The following is a 20,102-nucleotide window of genomic DNA, read 5'->3' on the forward strand; positions in this document are numbered from 1 at the left end:
AGATAAATTTATGATAAGGTTTTAATGAGTTATTGGTCAATGAAAATATCATTTTTAATTTCAAGCATTACAGTATTACCGTTATAGTCACTTTCATATTGTGTGTAACCATTTTTATCTATACCCTTATTAAAGCCATTAAGACTTATATGGCTGCTATTTTCACCATCAATTTTTAAAATTCCATCACTATTTGCATCAAAAACATCTTTTGCAGTTATATTTAACTTAGCACTATTATTTTTTAGATCGATTTTGTTAAATTCTGCACTTATAGAACTGATAGACGATAAGTCTATACTATTTGAATTTGATACACTATTAATGATAAGAGTTTTATCGTCAGATACTGAAATTTGTATCTTATTGTCACCCGGATCTGCCTCTTCGCTGGTTGTGTGAGTTGCTTTATCTGTATCTTTATAGATGATAGTATCATCAGAGCCATCTTTTACAGTTAAAATTTTATGTGCTTTTGCGCCATCTTCAAGTATAATGGTATCTTTATCATTTCCACCATAAACATCTGGCGCTATAGTATCTTTTCCTGAGATTATTATAGTATCGCTACCACTACCGCCATTTACAAATAGATAGTTATTTGTATTATCTCCTGAACCAAGATCAGACTGATAAACACTTTTTGCTCCATCTTTTAAAACAATAGTATCATCGCCGCCCTCTGTGTTAATCCTAGTAAATCTACTATCAGAACCAGCTACAACAACTTCATCGTTTCCACTAAGTGTATATATTAGCCCCAAATCACCATTGCCTAACTTAATGCTTTCTGATGTTATCTTCTTTGCTGCCTCATCAAAATTTTCAGCCGTTAAATCCTGTGATGCAATACCACTTTTTTGTATTATATTGCTTCCTATAATACTATTATTAACAACTATTTTATTGTCGCCATCAGTTTTCTGCCCTACTTGACCACCATAAAGAGAATTTCCCACATTCGAGCCTGTTAATGTGATATTATCTGCACCACTTCCACCAGCAATATAATTGCCTACAGTTGAATTGACTATGTTGATTGTATCATTGCCATTGCTAGCATTTACTGCATTTTTAACTGTGGAATCATTTATATTAATTGTATCATTTCCATTACCAGCTATTACATTATTTTGCACAGTTGAATTGCTAATTGTTATATTTCGAACACTGTCAGCATATGAGCCCCATTCTATTACGCCATCAGTTAAAGCTGAATTTATAACTTTAATTTCAGTGGAGCCTATGCCACCAGCTATTTGATGTGCGGTAGCATCTTTTACTTCTATAAAATTATCTTTTCCATCTCCTAGATGAACAGTTCCTCTCGCTGTTGCGCCATCTAAAATTTGTATCGAGCTATTATTGCCATTTCCATGAGCTATATTTCCTACACTTGTATTTTTCCCTGTTATGATTATTTTATCATTATTGCCATTGTCTATAGACATGGTATTTAAAATAGAACCATCTTTTACAATAACAACATCATTGTCTCCACTTTGACCACTTACCCAACCTTCAACATTTGAACCACTGATTACTATATTATCTGCACCGCTTCCACCTACAACACTGCCCTTAATAGTGCTTTTTTCAATTGTAATAGCATCATCATGATCTTGTCCATCTACTTTACCCAAAATGGTACTATTACTGATTACAATAGTATCTTTGCTCTCTAAACCACCTAAACTACCGCCTTCGACATCACCTTTTACGGTAGCATTATTGATCACTATAGTATCATTATCATTTTTGCTGATCTGACCACTATGCATAGCAGAAGTTGCTCCTTTACCACCATTTATGTACTGATTTATAGTAGCGTCATCTACATAAATTTTATCGCTTCCTTCCCTACCTTCTATTCTTCCCACAACAGTTTCTTTGCCGCTTACCTTGATCGTATCATCGCCCCACAAGCCTCGTATATCAATTACATTTGCGCCACTTTCGACATAAAACTCATCATCACCTTCTCTTCCGTTAATTAAATTTACTTTGGCTTTCTCTTTTACGGTTATAGTATCATTACCTTCATCGGCTTGAACTATAGTTGCAATAGCTTCATTAGACAATGTAACTTTATCATCACCTTTTCCAGTACCGATAGCATAAGCTCTTGAGCCTTTACCGCTTATCTCAACTGTATCATTTCCACTTTGGGTATCTTTCCAGCTTACATCATGAGACATAGTATCGGTAAGTATCCAGCCGCCACTTACAACTGTTTTGCCATCTTTTATAGATGTAGTAAAAACACCGCCACCATCTTTTAAGCTCACAAAGTCATCTCCGTCACCAGTTATGACATTATTTGATCTACTACCTCTGCCCTCTATATTTACAGTATCTGTGCCATTTCCAGTCATTATACCAGACCAATCTTCTGTGATACTTTTTATATCTTGATCTGTTAAATTTGGATCACCTTTGTAATGTAAATCTTTGCTTAGTGAATTTCTTAAACCCAAATCAAGCAAATCAGTCTCTGCTAAATCAGCCCTAGTAGCATTTACTATATCACTATTTTCGCCAGTTACTCTTGAACCATCTAAAATTTTTACATCATCGTTGCCATCGCCAGTATAGATATTATTCGCACCAGCCTTATTAATAAGTGAAATTTCATCTGCACCTGTTCCTGTAAAGATATTTGCAACCTTTATACCATCTATAACAATGCTATCTTTACCATCTCCGCCAAAGATATTCATCTTTGCAGCCTGCACATCATCAAGCACAACTACTGAAACACTTGAATCGCCAGCATATTTTGCCGCATTAGTCTCATTTGTGATAACCAACTTTGTGGTTTTATCAGTACCGATAATGATACCACTATCTTTGTTTATATACCAACCATCTTGGATTTGAAAATTCTCTTTTGTATAAGTCAAATAAGCTTTTTGAAATTCCTGTCCGTTGATGGTTTTTGTTTCGCTGCTTATCGTGTAGTCAATCGGCAAAGACGGCGTAAATGACTTTGTAAAATTTGCGGTATTTGAAGGATTAAATGTGCCGCTTACGGCAACATTGCTACCACCATTCATAGCAGCATTTAATGCTTTAAAATAACTACCACTTTCTCTGCCAATAGCCTGAATAGTATAGGCAGAACTTGGAATTTCAATCTTTAATGGATTTAATGGTTCTGGAGTTGGTTCTGGCTTTGGAGTTGGTAAAACATCTATTTCACCAGTGCCACTTTCAGTGTCACTACCACCCCCTACAAACCGTACAGGTGTTGCAAACCCAAAGTTATTATTTCCAAGATCTCTACCATCACCATATACATTTGACTCATGACCACCTTGTGCAAAGTAGCTCTCATTTAACATAGCAGTACCTTCACCGCCAGCACCAGCGTTACCACCAGCTGCAGTCTCTTCTAACTGTGTTAGATCTTCACCTGCTAAGATTGCTTTTTGTAAATCAGTTATATCTGCTACTGTATCATTACCAAAGCTTTCATTACTTGAAGCACTTTGATCAATTGTCATAGTATCGTTATCTAAGATACTTACATCTTTGCCATTATCCATAGATAAAACAGCTTTAGAATTTCCTGCAGTCTTAATAACTTCTCCTAGAAATATTGCATCTCCTGCTTGAAGTATTCTTTGATTGCCATTAGCATCAACTGCTATAACGCTACCTGTGATTTGTCTAACTGTACCAACTTGAGTTGCCATAGTTTTTCCTTAGAAATTTAAATTTTTATGGATTATATCTAAATGGGGGGGGGTTTTGTCTATTGTACCAAAGTACAATATAAAATAAAACTCATATTACACAAATGCTTTAAAGCTTAAAATATAGGATATTTAGTAGTAGTTAATGATGTAAAAAAATCATTAAAAATTTGTAAAACAATTATGAAATTTGTATAAATTTGATGTTATTTTGTAGAGAAATTAGAGTAGCTTTTTAAAAATTTATAGATTTGTTTATGTTTTTATAGGGCAAGGCTGTGAAATATTGAAAATGGTTTATATGAGTTTTTGGGTAGGGTGTCTGAATATATGTTGTTGTATTTAATATAAAAATTTAATGATTTTTAAAAAAGTAGCAAATCTCACCTCGGTTAGAACCAAGATGAGAAATACTATATAAGCTTAATATGTCAAAATTTATATGTATAACCTAAATATATAGCTCTATTTATCTCTTCTATTTTTTTAGAATTTAGCTTGACATCATATTTAGTATAATAACTCTTTAAACCAAGCTCAAACGCTACATTTTCATTGACATTTAATTCCGCGCCTATTCTTGATCCAGCCATAAAATGACTGCCTGTTTCCTTGGTGTTGTTAAATTTTACATTTATTCTATTTACACCAGCATAAAGACCAAGAATTAATCTTACATTATCTGTAATAGTTGGAGTAAAATCAGCATTAAGTAAAAAATTATGATTTGTCCATTTAATATTTTTACCAGCGACACTATCTTTTGCAGAACCATTATAGTGATAGCTACCATAAATTCTATATATATCAAAATCATATCCAGCCCTTAGTCCATAAATTGGGCGAACATCTTTTGCTTTCTCTGATATTTTAAGAATTGAATGCGATAAAGCTCCTTCGTAACCAATAAATGCGCCTTGTGCTAAGGCAACAGAACTAGCTGTAGCTAAGCTAAGTGTTAGTTTTAAAAAACTATTTTTCATATTTTTCCTTTCTATTATCATAATGTGGAAGTATTTTAACTAAAAAATTTTTAAATTTTAATTAATATATGATTTACAATTTGTAATTTTTAGTATTTTTAAACCAGAATTATGTAAAAATTTTTAAGAAAAAATTGAAACATTATAAAAAGCAAAATACCAATATCTAAGTCAAGCATTTAAATTCAGTTTCTTAGAACTGGGCTTGTATATTAGTCATTTTCTATAAATTTCCAAACAGCATTTGAAAAAATAATATTTCATCTGCTATCATTTTGCTATTGTCTTTTATTAAACACAAATCAAAATAATCCCAAAAAACAGATATCATAATATTTTTCTTATCAATTAATATATAAAATAATATTTGACTTATACTAAAAATTGTAATAAGATTTCACTATTAATCTTTTAAATTAAGAAATATAAAAGAATTAAGACAAAAATTATCTTTTTTGAAAGGAAAGAAAATGGGCGAAAAAAATTTCACCAGACGGGATTTGCTAAAAACCGCCTGTATTGGCGTTAGTGCGCTTAGCCTTAGTGGCGGCGTTACTGGCGTTTTAGCAGATGAAAAGAAAGACAATGGCAACAAATCTGGTCTACCAAGTGTTGATGTGCTAGTCATCGGCTCTGGTGGAGCTGGTCTAAGAGCGGCAACGGCAGTTAGGAAAGAAAATCCAAATTTAAGCGTTGTGGTTGCTACAAAAATGATGCCATCACGCAATGCCACCTGTATGGCTGAGGGTGGCATAAATGCAGTTACGGACTTCTCGCAAGGTGATAGTTTTAAGCTTCACGCCTACGACACCGTTAAGGGTGGGGCTTATCTTTGCGATCAAGACACGGTTGTGAAATTCTGCGAGCTAGCAAATAAAGTCGTGCATGAACTTGACTTTAACGGAATGCTCTTTTCTCGTAGAGATAATGGTGATATAAACTACAGATTTATGGGCGGAGCAAGCAAAAAACGCTGCAATTTCTCAGCTGATAAAACTGGTCATATCTTAATGCATGCCTGTTTAAATGATGCGATAACAAACGGCGTAAAATTTTTAATGGATCATGAGCTACTTGAAATTGGCGTAAATGAAGGCAAATGCGAGGGTGTCGTACTTCGTAATATCCAAACTGGTGAAATTTACCCTGTACTTTGCAAGTCACTTGTCATCGCCACTGGCGGATATACGAGAATTTTTTACAACCGAACTTCTACACCGTTTATAGCCACAGGCGATGGCATCGCAGCTGCACTTCGCGCTGGGCTTGGATTTGAAGATCCTGAGATGCTTCAGTTTCACCCAACTGGCGTTCAAAACGGCGGAACTTTAATCACCGAAGCAGCGCGCGGCGAAGGCGGATATCTTATAAATAATAAGGGTGAGCGCTTTATGGAAAAATATCACGAGAAAAAAGAGCTTGCTCCAAGAGATGTTGTCGCTCGTGCGATTGAGACTGAAATTCGCGAAGGTCGTGGATACGGCGAAGGACTTGGCTCGTATGTACTTTGCGATGTGCGCCATCTTGGAAAAGAGACCATTATGAAAAAGCTACCAAAGATCCGCCACACTGCGATGCTCTTTCAAAATATAGACCTAATCAATGAGCCAGTACCGATCCGTCCAACTGCTCACTACTCAATGGGTGGCATAGAGGTTGCAAAATTTGATGATATGAGCACAAAAATCGCTGGAATTTATGTCGGTGGTGAGGCTTCGTGTGTGTCGCTTCATGGAGCAAACCGCCTTGGTGGAAACTCACTTACTGATGCGGTAGTAACTGGCGACTTGGCTGGAAAAGGTGCGGGAGCTTATGCTAAAACAACAAACAGCTTTTTAGACGGAACGAAAACTGCTGAGCTAGCCAAAAAATGGCAAGATACATTTAAGCAAGTTGCTAACGGCGAAGGCGGTGCCAACGATATGTATGCGCTTCGTGAAGAGTTAGGTCGCAATAACTGGGATCTGATGGGAATTTTTAGAACCCAAGAAAAGCTTGATGAACTAGCTAAAAATTTAGATGAAATTCAAGCTAAGTACGAAAAGATCCGTGTGCCTGATACAAATTCTGTCATGAATACTGCATTTACTGACTATGTTGAGCTTGGCAACCTTATCCTGCTTTCACGATGTGCTTGTTTGGCAGCGCAAAAACGCCTCGAAAGTCGTGGAGCCCACACCAGAGAGGACTATCCAAAACGAGATGATGCAAACTTCTTAAAACACAGCATCGTAAAGCTAAAAGACGGCGCGTTAGAGCTTAGCTATAAAGATGTCGTAACTGGAATTTTTACGCTTGACGGCAAGAAGCCAGCTGATTTGTAAGGAAAAAAGATGAAAATAGTTATTGAAAGATTTAATGGAACAAAAAAATGGGATCAAGAATTTGAGTTAAGCACAGACGAACTTAAAGGCAAGACGCTTTTAAGCGTGCTCTTGCTAATAAAACAAACTCGTGATGTAAGCCTAAATTTCACCGCATCTTGTCGCTCGGCGATATGTGGAGCTTGTGCGGTACGCGTTAATGGTCACTCTTATTTAGCGTGCGATACAAAGATGGAAGAACTTTTAAAAGAGTATGAAAATCCCGAAATTCTAAGAATTGCACCACTTGGAAATTTCCGTGTAATTTCTGATTTGGTTGTTGATTGGGAGCCAAGTATTGAAAATTTACGCAAGATTAAGCCTAGTATAACAGCCAAAGATGAGTTTAATGCAAAAGATGGCTGTAAGCAAAATCAAGCCGAGTTTGATCGCATAAGCAAACAGTGGGACTGCATTTTATGCGGTTGCTGTGCGTCTGAATGCTCTAAACTAGAAGCCGATAGTAGCGATTATATGCAGCCATTTGTCTTTACCCACGCATATCGAGCAGCGGCTGATTCGCGTAGCAAAGACGGCATGATACATGTAAAACCAGCTGTGGCAAATGGTCTATGGAACTGCGTGCATTGTCAAGAGTGTGCTGATCGCTGTCCAAAAGGCATAAGCTCGTTTAGTGATATATCAAATTTGCGTGTTATGGCTATGAGAAATGGCTTAAATGAAGGCGAAGGTCCGGGACATGCTGAGGCATTTTTACTTGATATAGTAGAGGGCAACGGAAGGCTAAATGAGATAAAACTAGCGCTTAGAAGCGAAGGTGTTATCAAAAACATGGGTAAGATGGATATAGCAGCAAATTTAATGATGGCTGGCAAGATGAATCCACTTCATATATTTGGTGGCGAAAAGATAGAGGGGCATGATGAGCTAGTTAAAATGATAGAGGCTGCAAGAAAAGCTGAAAAACAAGGAGCAATGAAATGAGTAACACAAAAGAATTTGCATTTTTCCCTGGCTGTGTTTTAAGCCAGGCTGCAAAAGAGTCAAAGATGAGTCTAGAAGCCATAGCTCCGATACTTGATATAACTTTGCATGAGATAAAGGGTTGGAGCTGCTGTGGTGCTACTCAGGCACAATGCGTAGATCCTATGGCGAGTTTAGTTGCAAATGCTAGAAATATAGCCTTAGCAGAAGGTATGAATATGCCGCTACTTACCACTTGCTCAACCTGTATGCTAACACTAACAAAAGCTAAAAATACCCTTGATAAGGGTGCAAAAGAGCATATTAATAAATTTTTAGCCGAAGGCAATATGCAATACCAAGGCTCAACTGAGATAACAAGTCTGCTTTGGGTGCTTTATCAAAATTTAGACACTCTAAAATCAAAGGTAACTAAGCCACTATCGGATCTAAAAGTAGCTCTTTTTTACGGCTGTCACTCGCTTCGCCCTGAAAAAGAGCTAGTCAAAGAAAGCTCAACTAATCCAAAAAGCTTTGAAGCTGTCGTAGAAGCGCTGGGCGCAACGATAGTGCCATTTGAAAAAAGGCTTGATTGTTGCGGCTTTCATGCAAGCTATCCAGCTGTAAAGTCTGTACAAAAGATGTCAAGCCAGATAGTAGGCAACGCCGATAGCAACGGAGCTGATGTAGTGGTAACACCTTGTCCGCTTTGCCAAATGCAACTTGATATCTATCAAGAAAGGTACCAAGATGCCCAAGGCTCAGATATAAGAAAGCCTATAATTCATCTTTCTCAGCTTGTAGGTCTTGCACTTGGTTTATCAAACAAAGAGCTTGGTCTTGACCTCAACATACAAGATGCGACAAAGTTAGTTTCGTAAAATTTAAGCTTAAGAGTGTTTTTAGCACTCTTTTGCAATTTTTATAAACTCGCTCGCAAGCTCAGATAACTTTTTATCCTTTTTATAGGCAATAGCTAGTGTTTTTTCTAGGCTTGGATCGCTTATATCAAAAAGCTTTATTTTATCTTTTTTATCATCTTTTATAAGCTCGCTAATGCTAAAACACGCTCCAACACCACTTGCCACGATAGCATTTGCTATATCAAATGTCTCGGTTTCGCATAAAATTTCGGGCTCAAAGCTGGCATTACTAAAAATTTTATTAAAAATAATGCGACTTTCTTGAGAGCTTTTTGGTAAGATAAATTTCTCATTTTTTAGCTCTTTAATAGAAATTTTTGGCAAATTTTTACTTTTAAATTTTATAGAAAGTGGGTGAGAGATAGGCAAAGCTAGATACGCCATACTCTTTTTTACTATCTCATAATTTAACAACGCGCTATCAACAGGAAGCATCAGCATACCAATGTCAATCTCATCATCAAGAAGCATTTGTTTGATCTTTAGTGTTGAGAAAAGTTGTGAAATTTTAATGTCTGCACTGCTAAAACGCTTGCAAAATTTTGGCAAAATATCTGGAAGCATATTGTAGCCATTTTGTGAAAAACCTATGCGAATTTTACCTGTTTGCATCGTGCTTAGCTCTTTTATCTGCATTGTTAGATCATCGCACAAGTCGCTAATAAGTGTCGCTTTTGATAGGTAAATTTCACCTGCATGAGTTAATGAAATGGGGTTTGTACTGCGATTAAAAAGGGCTACGCCAAGTTCTTTTTCTAGTGCAAATATGCTTTGAGAAAGCGACGGTTGGGGCACTTTTAGTGCATTTGCTGCCTTTGTGAAACTTTGCATTTGAGCCACTTTTAAAACAAGTTGCATATGTCTAAAATTCATCTTATACCTTGATAAGTTTTTGCTTATTTAAATTTAGCATAAAGTGGTTTTAATTTTAATATATTTACCAATCCAAAGAAAGCATATATCAAATAATACATATACAATAAGCATAGCACTGATAAGAGATTGAGATGTGGGGTATAATTAGTTTAATATATAAAAGGGCAAGTAGTCTCGCCCTTTGTAAAAAAGAAAGATTAGTTAAAATCAGTCTTTATGTCTTGATCTATTTGGATATAGATAGTTTGACCTTGATCAGTCACGCCCTCATAAACACTATATCCAGCATCAGCCTTGCTTTGCTCAGTGCCGCTAGCTTTAGTCCAGTTGCCTTTGATAGTATCTTTGCTATCGCCGTCTATTTTTAGGATAGTGTTTTTATTATCCGTTATATCAAGGACATCTTGGGCTTTGATGGTTAGCGTGACTGCATCAGATGTGCCGCCTTTACCTAGGTCTATGCGTTCGATACTATCTATCTTAGAGTTTAGATTTTGTATTTGGCTAAAATCTATGCTCTCTTTTATCACAAGAGTATCTTTACCTTCGCCGCCATCTATCTTGACATCTTTTTCGTCAAAGACTATCGTATCATCGCCGCCACCAGCTTTGATAGTATCTGCACCGCCTTTACCGTCGATGTATTCGGCTTTATCTTCACCGTTGATAGTTTCGTCTCTTTCTGCGCCTGTGATAGTTTCAGCAGTTTTTGTCGTTTCATACTGAGAATTTACAAACTTAATCTCCGTAGAACCCTTAGCTTCGTCACCATCTTTATCAGTAACAGTATAGTCGATTTTCACCACTTCACCATCAGAAGATTTAGCTATACTTTCTGTGCCTTTATAGGTATAGCTACCATTAGCTAGATTTATCTCTATCACGCTACCGCTAGGTAAAGTAAATGTCTTAACTGAATCAGAACCGCCAACATTATAAGTAGCTTCAAATTCACTTCCATTTACGCTTACTTTTACGCTTACAGATTTACCGCCATCTGCACCGTATGCGATACTCACGCCGCCAGTGGCTGTCTTATCGACAAAGTTACCAGTAACTGGTTTAACCGATGTTGTTGTGATTGGCTGCACTTCTAACTTATTAGCTTCTAAGCCTTTGATGACACCGTCTGAGTCTATTTGTGTTAGACCTTGGTTGTCCACCCCACCAAGCGTATATACATTCAACTTGACATCCTTGCCTTCAATAAATTTCTTCCACTGATTTGCCTCATCCGCATCTATACCTAAATCTTTCTTACCGTCGTCACCATGTCCTAAAATGCTATCCATATTGATTATTGCAGTCCATACTGAACCGTTCTTTCTATATGCATACAGTTGATCGTCAGTTTGAGAAAATTTCAATCTAATTGTTGCACTTGAAGCATCCTCTCCTTTTACGTAGAAACAATTATCACTGTAGCTTCTAGAATACTCCTTACCATTATAAGTAAATGAATTTGTGATTTTACCTGGAGTGCCATCACCTAAAGGATATTCTGGTACTTTTGAATTACTATTACTATCAGCAATAAAATAAACCCTATTAGCTGCTGTTGGACTAGTCTTATTAATCATATTCATAGTCTCACCTAGTGCAATGTCGTAGTTAGTATTTGTAGTGCCGATTTGCATCTCTTTGCTCTTGATAGCAGTTGCTGTATAGTGAGTTTTTACAAAATCCCTAGCTTCTTCAATGGTTAGCCAAGTTTTACCAGATTTTGCCAAACCAGCATCAACGGCAGCAGTACCAAACATAACGATACCAACTTTAGTGTTTGGATTTGAGCTCTCATAAGAATCAAGAAGCTCCAAAACCTCTTTTCTCGCATAATCAACTCTTAATGTTGTGCCTATTTTATTTTTATCATTATACATAGAACCCGAGCAATCAAGTACAAGAGTAACATTTACCTCTGGGTTTATCGTAGTAGTTGAAATTTCAATATTTTTAGTAGTTTGAACTTCACCACCAACCGCTGGTGCATCATCTGCAATAGTCAGCATCACTTTCGCATTTACCGACTGAGTAGTGCCTGTTTTGCTAGTAGTTAGTACTAAACCATCTACAAGCTTACTTGTGTCACTACCAGCACTTGCGTCGTGCTCGACTGGTTTTAGAAGTTTAGCACTGACTTTGTTGTTTGCATCCTTAGCTACTTCGATAACATTGACATTTACACCATCTGCTACACCCACTATCTTACCGCTGATATTTTTCCATTTAACATCGTGTTTTACGCCTTGCTCATCGATGTATTTAAGCCCTGTATTCTCATTGGCAATTTTTAGCGTATATGTATAGCCATCTTGAGCTGTGATTGTATGCTCGTCAGCTTTTGACATATCGTTTTCTGATAGTTCAAGGCTGATAGGCGTAGGTGTTAATACCGTGATTGATTTATCTAGTATAGTTTTATTACCAGCCTTATCTGTATGTGTCAGAGTATAGACGCTGTCTGCTGTTACACCATTTTCCAAAAGCGTAGCGGCGACATTGCCATTTATCAAAGGCACATCTCTTACAGAGCCATCATTTAGCGTTACGGTTAGTTTATCCGCAGTGTTTTTGCTGTTGCCAGTTTGCGTATCACTTACACTTGCAGATGCAAGTGTTACATCGCCATTTGCATTGACATCTACTTTGGCATCAAGCGTATCAGGTGTGATGTCAAGATCTACCTTGGCATTTAGAGTTACAGGTGATAGTTTTGCAGCCACAGCTGAGCTCTTGGCTGTGATAGTTGCACTGAAATTTGCATTTGCTTCACTTAAAGATACATCACCAGCAAGATCGCCAACTTTAACAGTAAGGACGCTATTGCCTTTTTCTGCAAAGTTATAGTTAAATGTCTTGCCACCAATAGTTACTTTAACAGTTGCACCGCCCTCAGGGATGTTGACCGCAAATTTTAGCTCTGGTTGAGCGTCATTTGTAAGACCGACATCGTAGTTTCTAACATTGCTGTTTTTCGTGCCACCTGTTATATCTATGTTTTCATGAGCGATAGAATCACTAGCAGAGTATCTCTCGACTATAGTTACATTGTTACTAGTTACCACAGACTTCACATCATCAACAAAGCTTAACAACCTAATATCAAGAGATGGTTGAGTAGAATGGGCACTTAGCGTTGTTGTCGCTGTGCTGCTGTCGCCATCTTTGTCTATTATAGTAAATTTGACTGGGATTTTCTCCTCGCCATTTGGAGCAGCTATCTTAGCACCTGGCGTGTAGGAGTAGTCGCCTGTTTTCATATCGATAGATAGCTTGCTACCTTGTGAGCCGACAGAGATGTCTTCTAATTTGCCATCTAGTTTGATATTTGCAGTGTATTTTTCCGTTATGTCTTCTACTTCATTGTTATCTACTACTCTTACTACACTTATCTTATTTGTCGCTGCATCGTATTTAAATTTATTGCCATCGATTACGATTTCGACCTTGCCGATCTCATCTGCACCGAAATTAAATTTCGCATCGCTAGTATCTTCATCACTCCTGATTAGGTTTTTGCCTTCGATGGTTTTACCTTCAAGCTTACCGAAGTCTTTAAAGTCTTGTGGCTGTATAGGTTTGCCCTTGCCTACTCCTTCTGTTCCGTCCCAGCCTATTTTATAGATAGGTTGTTGTTTGTCATCAGCTGTTATACTATTATCGGTATATGTTATAGGCTCATTTCCTATATAGTATGTTTTAGCTTCGATATGGTTTTTTTCTATAAAATCACGCCATTGTTTGAGCTCTCCGGTAGATAGGTTGTGGATGTCTGTTTTGTTGGCATCCTTATAAGTATATGTTGAATTATACAGCTCATCGGCATTAGTTCTAGTATATACACCGTATCTAGTCTCAATATTTCCATCGGCATCATTATTTAAGTCGGCTACTGTGGCCTTAGTATATGTATAACGAGGATAGATCTCTGTAAAACCTTGTGATACTAGATGAACTTTGCCATTAGTATCTGTGTATTTATAGACCTGATCTCCACTGTCTATACTATATGTGGCTGTGCCATTATTATAGTAAGTGGCTTTCAAGTAAAAGTCATGATAGTTGCCTTCTACTTTTGTTCCTTTTGCGGCATTTGACAATACACTCTCATCGCCATCACTTGCAGTAGGACTACCATCTGTGATAAAGAATAGCTTGTTTGTAGCATCAGTTGTAAATTTGTTATTACCAGCAGCGTTAAACGACTTTATAGCCTCTGCCATACCAGCTTCGTAGTTTGTGCCGCCTAGACCATTGTAGTCTTGTGCTAAGATATTGACTGGGCTTGTTTTTGTAATTGCATTACCGCTACTGTCAAGCCCTGTAACAATTTTTACACCAGAAGAACTACTGTCTACAATAGTTTTTGTAAAGTTTATATTTATCGCTTCATTAGCAGTTTTAACATCTACAAATTTATCGTTTGTGATGCTGACCGCTGTATTTGCAAACGCTATGATATTTACCTTGACATTACCGCCCATATCAGTATATGAGTCAAACATCTGTTTTAGCTCATACTTCGTAGCGTCTAGTCTTGTAATGTCTTTATCAGCATAACCATCACCAGTTACATCCAACTTCTGATTTGCACTATTGTAGAAGTAGCCATCGGCTCTCATCTTGTATTCTACATTGTTTTTGTTATCGAAGATAGTATCGCCTGTTTGTAGCTTATCGTTCATACTAGGAGAGAAATCAACTACCAATGTGATGTTCATATTACCATCAAATTCAGCTTTTAGGTTGCTTGTTTGGCTGCTGTAAATTTGCGGTGAGTCGTCTTCGATATTTACCTTCACATCAACTTCTGCTGTCGAGCCTACTGCGTTTGTAGCCTTGACTCTTAAAGTAGTAGCGATGGCATCTTCGATGTTTTTGCCTGGGTGGTCGATCGTACCTTTTAGCTCAACGGTAGCTTCACCGTTTGCTGTTAGGCTGACTTTAAGGACTTCTGTGTGATCGCTAGTTTTACCTACTAAGCTATCACCTTCTTTGTACCAAGTGATAGCTTTACCACCTGATGTGAGTACCTTTTGGCTTCCGTCTGCGGCGGTAAATTTCGCTGCGGTGTTGTTTTCTGTTACGATGGTATATGTAACAGCACTATCGCTCGTAGCAGTTATGGTCTTAGTAACTTTTGCATCGTTTGTGGTGTCGCTTGTGCCGCTGCTGTCTTTAATACCACCCGCTAAGCCCTCTTCTGAGACATTGACATTTAGTTTGCCGTCTATGTCGGTGTCATTAAATTTGACACCTGCATCAATCGCTGCGACATCGATGTCTTGAGCTTTGTTGCCAGCTTTGTCAGCGACTTCAGCTTTGACGCTTATTTTACCAGTTAGTGTGCTAGCATTTACACCAGTGGCTCTCCATGTGCCGTCAGCTTGAACCTGTGCTGTGGTGGTCTCTTGCTTGCCATCTCTATCCGTGAGTGTTATAGTTACGATTTGACCCTCTTCAACATCTGTGGTCGTTCCGCTGATGGTGAAATTTTTAATCTCGTTGTTGTTGATGGTGGCGTGATCGTTAGTATCCCCTTTAATAGTCTTATACTTGCTGATATCATCGCCCGTATCTGCACCAACTTGTACATCAGTTGCGATGTGGGTGATGCCTATTGTAGCTGTTGTATCTACATGGATATTATATGGCGCAGATTCACTTGATTCTTTTCCAGCTACTAATTTAGCAGTTAGTGCATGATCGCCATCTGTTTTTAGGTTTTTAAGAGCATCTATGCTGTATGTTCCATCTGCTTTTAATGTGGTTGTGCCTACCTTAGTTTCACCATCATAAATTTCAACAGTAAAGCCTTCATAATCTGCGACTTTTGCACCTGCTGGTGGAGTAATCTTACCAGTGATACCAGGGGTCTTATCGTTTGTTAGACCATCTTCTAGGCTTTGTGGATCAGTATCATCACCTGTTGTATCTCTGCCAATAACTCCAGTAGCATTGTTCTCACCTTTTTCGTCATCGCTCATCTGAGTAATTTCGATAGTTGGTAGATCTCCTGCTTTAGGTGGAGTAACATCATTTACTGCAAGGTTGCCAGCCACGTCTTCTACGCTTGCCTCGATAGTTGTCGGCACTGGCTTATCTTTGCCGTATTCTATTACTGCTTCAAATTTACCATCTTTAACTATTACTGTAGTTTCTTTACCATTTGTAGGGTCTTTTATGGTTACAACCTGACCATTTTCAACATCTGTTGTGCCAGTAATCTTGGTTGTGAAATTTCCATCCTTATCAATCTCTACATTGCCAGCTTTTATATCAATTTTTGCTACTGTATCCACTATCACATCTCTTGCATTTGAGTGATCTGATGTGTTTCTGCCATCATCGGTTGCAGTTGCAGTAAAGTCATGTTTGCCGTCATTCAAAGGAGTTGTTGGTGTAAATTCAAATTTACCATCTTTGTCGGCCGTAGTTGTGCCAATTGGTGCGCCATTGTCATATATAGTCACAGTAGAATGTGGCTCTGCATCACCTTTGATGGTTGGCTTATTATCATTTGTTTTTTTGCCATTATCTACTTCGCCTTCTATGCCGCCTGCTTGATCATCTATTACATTAGTAATGACTGGCGTGTTTGGTTTTACAGTATCAGTTATCTGATCTTTGTCGTCGCCTTTGTTGCCTGCGTCATCAGTCGTAATATCAATAACATCAGTGCCGCTTTTTACAACGCCTGATGGGATTTGAATAACTTCGTTGTCGCCATCTTTTGTTGATGTATTAGGAAGTTTGTTTTCAGGATCCGTTAATGGATCTTTTATCCAAGTGCCATCAGGTTGTTTATCATATACAACTGTAGTTGTTTTTCCATCTTTGCCAGTATAGGCAATCTCTGTTTTTATGCCATCTTTGTCTTTGCTTGTCTCAGGAATAACATTAACAGAGCCATCATTATTACCTTCCACATCTGGTTTTGGCGGAGTTTGATCATTAACTACATCTTTATCGTTTCCACTATTACCACTGCCATCAACAGTCGTATCAGTCACCTCTGTGCCATGCGGGATAACGCTATCTGGGATTTTAATAGTTTGCTTACCATTATCACCCACTACTGATTCATTAGGGAATTTACCTTCAGGATCTGTTGAAGGATCTTTTATCCATACACCATTTGGATCTTTGTTATATACTACTTCATCTCCATTTGGTGTAGTTATAGTTGTTTTTACACCATCATCATTATCTGTTTCAGGAATAACATCTACCGAACCATCTTTGTTTGCTATAACATCTGGTTGCGGTGGTGTAGAGTCTGAACTTATACTATTCGTATTCGTACCACTCTTATTACCAGCTGGATCTTCTGCATTGACTTCGACAGTTGTTTTATTATCAGGATTTACAGGATCAACTGGAACATCAGGTATAGTAAAGCCCTTATCACCATCTTCATCTACATTAATTGGAATTGTGTTGCCATCTGGATCAGTTACGCTACTGCCGCCAGGATCAACTATATAAGTTTTTTCAGTTACTTTGCCATCTGGATCGGTAATTTTTACATTTATCTTATCGCCTGGCTCAATTCCATCTGGTACAGTAATAACTACATCAGTTGTATTTGGATCTTTATCGCCTTTATCGTTTTCTTCTTTATTAATTATTTTATCGCCGCTTGTATCTTCTGGGAATTTTATACCAGGAGTTGGAGGCGGTGTCATATCTGTATTAATAGGCTTCGTATTTGGAGTGCCTGGATTATTAGGTGTATCTATTCTCACTATTACTAGTGTTTCACCATCTGGGTTGATTGGAACATTAGGAACATCAACAGTTTTAGGAGGAGTGCCTGGATTGTCTTTATCTTCTAGAACTGGTACCTTAATAGTATCGCCCTCTGGTGTCTCTACTACTATTGTATCACCTGGCTTTACATTATCAGGAATTTCAACTCTTACCGTTGTCTTATCTTGCTTGCCATCACCATCATCATTTTCATCTTTATTTATAGTGCCATCTTTATTTTTATCTTCTGGGAATGTAAAATCAGGAATACCTGGGATTCTATTATCTACCTCTATCTCATCTTGTATGCTAGCCGCAGTTCCTACAAACCGTACAGGTGTTGCAAACCCAAAGTTATTATTTCCAAGATCTCTACCATCACCATATACATTTGACTCATGACCACCTTGTGCAAAGTAGCTCTCATTTAACATAGCAGTACCTTCACCGCCAGCACCAGCGTTACCACCAGCTGCAGTCTCTTCTAACTGTGTTAGATCTTCACCTGCTAAGATTGCTTTTTGTAAATCAGTTATATCTGCTACTGTATCATTACCAAAGCTTTCATTACTTGAAGCACTTTGATCAATTGTCATAGTATCGTTATCTAAGATACTTACATCTTTGCCATTATCCATAGATAAAACAGCTTTAGAATTTCCTGCAGTCTTAATAACTTCTCCTAGAAATATTGCATCTCCTGCTTGAAGTATTCTTTGATTGCCATTAGCATCAACTGCTATAACGCTACCTGTGATTTGTCTAACTGTACCAACTTGAGTTGCCATAGTTTTTCCTTAGAAATTTAAATTTTTATGGATTATATCTAAATGGGGGGGGGTTTTGTCTATTGTACCAAAGTACAATATAAAATAAAACTCATATTACACAAATGCTTTAAAGCTTAAAATATAGGATATTTAGTAGTAGTTAATGATGTAAAAAAATCATTAAAAATTTGTAAAACAATTATGAAATTTGTATAAATTTGATGTTATTTTGTAGAGAAATTAGAGTAGCTTTTTAAAAATTTATAGATTTGTTTATGTTTTTATAGGGCAAGGCTGTGAAATATTGAAAATGGTTTTCTATTTCTCTCGCCCTTTATCTAAAAACATCCAAATACACCTTTTCCTTATTTAACTATTTTTTATCCTTTTTCTTTTTCGTTTTTTCTTTTTTATCTTTCATCTTTTCTTTCACATCTGCATATCCCAGCTATCTTTTATATTTCTTGAAATATCTTTTTTAAACTTAGTTATAGTTGTTCTAAAATGCTCTCTAAATTCCATAAGTACTGTTGTAAATTTTCTATTACTCTTTTGGACATAGCTTTATAAATAAACTCTTACAAGCCAATCAACGCATCGAACATATCGCAGCCTTAGCTAGACACGAACAATCTTATAACATAACAGCTAAAACTTATGGGGAGCAGATAAATCCTAAGATATTAAAAGATGTGGCGGAGGCGCTTAGGTATGAGTGAAAATTTGTATTTTATATCATAAAAGATATAAAATACAAAGGATTTTTATTGTAAGGTTAAATTTTATAATAATAGCATTATTAAGAGTTCAAAGAGTTGCCACCAAAGATATCGGCTAATATGTCGCATATCATTGCTCTTTTCAAAGAATATGGCAACCAAATAGGAGAACCGCAAACCAAAAGCATTGGCAGTGGCTTGTTTGAGATAAGAGCAAAAGGCTCTGAGGGCATAGCAAGGAGAATTTATTGCTATGAGGTAGATACTGTTATTTATATACTTAAGGTATTTGTTAAAAAGAGTAACAAGATATCAGCTAAAGAGCTAGAAGTAGCAAGACGCAGATTAAAGGAGTTAAGATATGGGAGTAGGGATTGAGTTTGATGAAGTATTTGATGAGATGATACAAAACGATGAAATTAGAGCCGAATGTAAAGCTTTAGAGCCTGAGTTTGCACTAAATAGAAGCCAGGAAAAAAGTAATGGTTATACACAAGAACATCTGCTATATCTTTATACTCTCCTGCAGCTATTAGTGAGCCTTTTAGATGAGTGTTGTTTTTAGTGTTGATGTTTAGGTTATTTGCTGTTATGCTTGATAGTATTGTTTGCTTGGTTATGGTGTTTGAATATAAATTTGATAAAAGTAAAAATATGACGATAATAATATTTAAGAATTTGTTTTGAATATACTCATCTAAAATTAATTTTTAATATTCTATTTAAATTCTTATAAATTTGAATTTCTGTTGCATAAAAGTTCCTATCACAAATGGTGTGGCTGGTATTAGAAAATTTTTCAAGTAAAGTCCTAAAATGAGAAAATCCATTGTTGTTGTGATACACAAAATTCTTTGTCCGAAAGAATTTCCCACCTTATTACTATTTGATTAGGGTCATTTTTCTTTGTAACAAATCCATACACGCACTCTTTTGGTTCATTGTCTCTTTTATGATTGTTTCTAATGTAAATATATTCTTCATTATTATATTCTTCTTTTGTATAAAAAAGTGTAAAGTATTGCATAGATGTTTTTCTTTCAACAACTCCATCATTTAATTTTGCAAAAATTTCATAATTTTTAGGACCCAAA

10 protein-coding genes are annotated in these 20,102 nt (G+C 36.8%); 5 read left to right on the forward strand and 5 right to left on the reverse strand.

The window, feature by feature from the left end; all coding sequences use genetic code 11:
- Positions 1-29: 29 nt before the first annotated feature.
- Together U5B17_RS08360 and U5B17_RS08365 are read right to left on the reverse strand one after the other, a co-directional pair.
- Complete coding sequence (locus U5B17_RS08360; RefSeq protein ID WP_430804891.1) at positions 30-3,698, reverse strand: retention module-containing protein; 3,669 nt, start codon at positions 3,696-3,698, stop codon at positions 30-32.
- Between the two features lie 431 nt (positions 3,699-4,129).
- Positions 4,130-4,681: an outer membrane beta-barrel protein gene (locus tag U5B17_RS08365; protein WP_430804892.1), complete on the reverse strand. Its 552-nt coding sequence runs from the start codon at positions 4,679-4,681 to the stop codon at positions 4,130-4,132.
- A gap of 470 nt (positions 4,682-5,151) precedes the next feature.
- Here U5B17_RS08365 and sdhA point away from each other — a divergent pair, with 470 nt between their 5' ends.
- The 3 genes from sdhA to sdhE are packed head-to-tail and all read left to right on the forward strand — an operon-like array spanning position 5,152 to position 8,849.
- Complete coding sequence (gene sdhA, locus U5B17_RS08370) at positions 5,152-7,005, forward strand: 8-methylmenaquinol:fumarate reductase flavoprotein subunit (RefSeq protein ID WP_430804893.1); 1,854 nt, start codon at positions 5,152-5,154, stop codon at positions 7,003-7,005.
- Positions 7,006-7,014: 9 nt separating this feature from the next.
- Positions 7,015-7,989, forward strand: coding sequence for an 8-methylmenaquinol:fumarate reductase iron-sulfur subunit (gene sdhB / locus U5B17_RS08375; RefSeq protein WP_430804894.1), 975 nt, complete (start codon positions 7,015-7,017; stop codon positions 7,987-7,989).
- Positions 7,986-8,849 (forward strand): 8-methylmenaquinol:fumarate reductase membrane anchor subunit, encoded by an 864-nt coding sequence (gene sdhE / locus U5B17_RS08380; protein ID WP_430804895.1) that lies wholly within the window; start codon positions 7,986-7,988, stop codon positions 8,847-8,849. Before sdhB ends, sdhE begins: the two co-directional genes overlap by 4 nt.
- A gap of 21 nt (positions 8,850-8,870) precedes the next feature.
- Here the strand turns inward: sdhE and U5B17_RS08385 are convergent, their stop codons facing one another.
- Both U5B17_RS08385 and U5B17_RS08390 read right to left on the reverse strand, forming a co-directional pair.
- Positions 8,871-9,764: a LysR family transcriptional regulator gene (locus U5B17_RS08385; RefSeq protein ID WP_430804896.1), complete on the reverse strand. Its 894-nt coding sequence runs from the start codon at positions 9,762-9,764 to the stop codon at positions 8,871-8,873.
- A gap of 200 nt (positions 9,765-9,964) precedes the next feature.
- Complete coding sequence (locus U5B17_RS08390; protein WP_430804897.1) at positions 9,965-18,307, reverse strand: retention module-containing protein; 8,343 nt, start codon at positions 18,305-18,307, stop codon at positions 9,965-9,967.
- Positions 18,308-19,104: 797 nt separating this feature from the next.
- On the opposite strand from U5B17_RS08390, the gene U5B17_RS08395 reads away from it, so the two are divergent.
- Positions 19,105-19,386 carry a type II toxin-antitoxin system RelE/ParE family toxin gene (locus tag U5B17_RS08395; RefSeq protein WP_430804898.1) on the forward strand — a complete coding sequence of 94 codons (282 nt, stop codon included), beginning with the start codon at positions 19,105-19,107 and terminating at the stop codon, positions 19,384-19,386.
- A complete protein-coding gene (locus tag U5B17_RS08400; RefSeq protein ID WP_430804899.1) occupies positions 19,370-19,573 on the forward strand; it encodes a hypothetical protein in 204 nt (67 codons plus the stop codon). The genes U5B17_RS08395 and U5B17_RS08400 overlap by 17 nt, the downstream gene beginning before the upstream one ends.
- Before the next feature lie 246 nt (positions 19,574-19,819).
- On the opposite strand, the gene U5B17_RS08405 is transcribed toward U5B17_RS08400, so the two are convergent.
- Positions 19,820-20,102, reverse strand: a 283-nt coding sequence (locus U5B17_RS08405) for a hypothetical protein (RefSeq protein WP_430804900.1), incomplete at its 5' end; no start/stop codon positions are given.

Origin of the sequence: Campylobacter australis (genome assembly GCF_050586305.1) — a bacterium.
GTDB lineage: Bacteria > Campylobacterota > Campylobacteria > Campylobacterales > Campylobacteraceae > Campylobacter_A.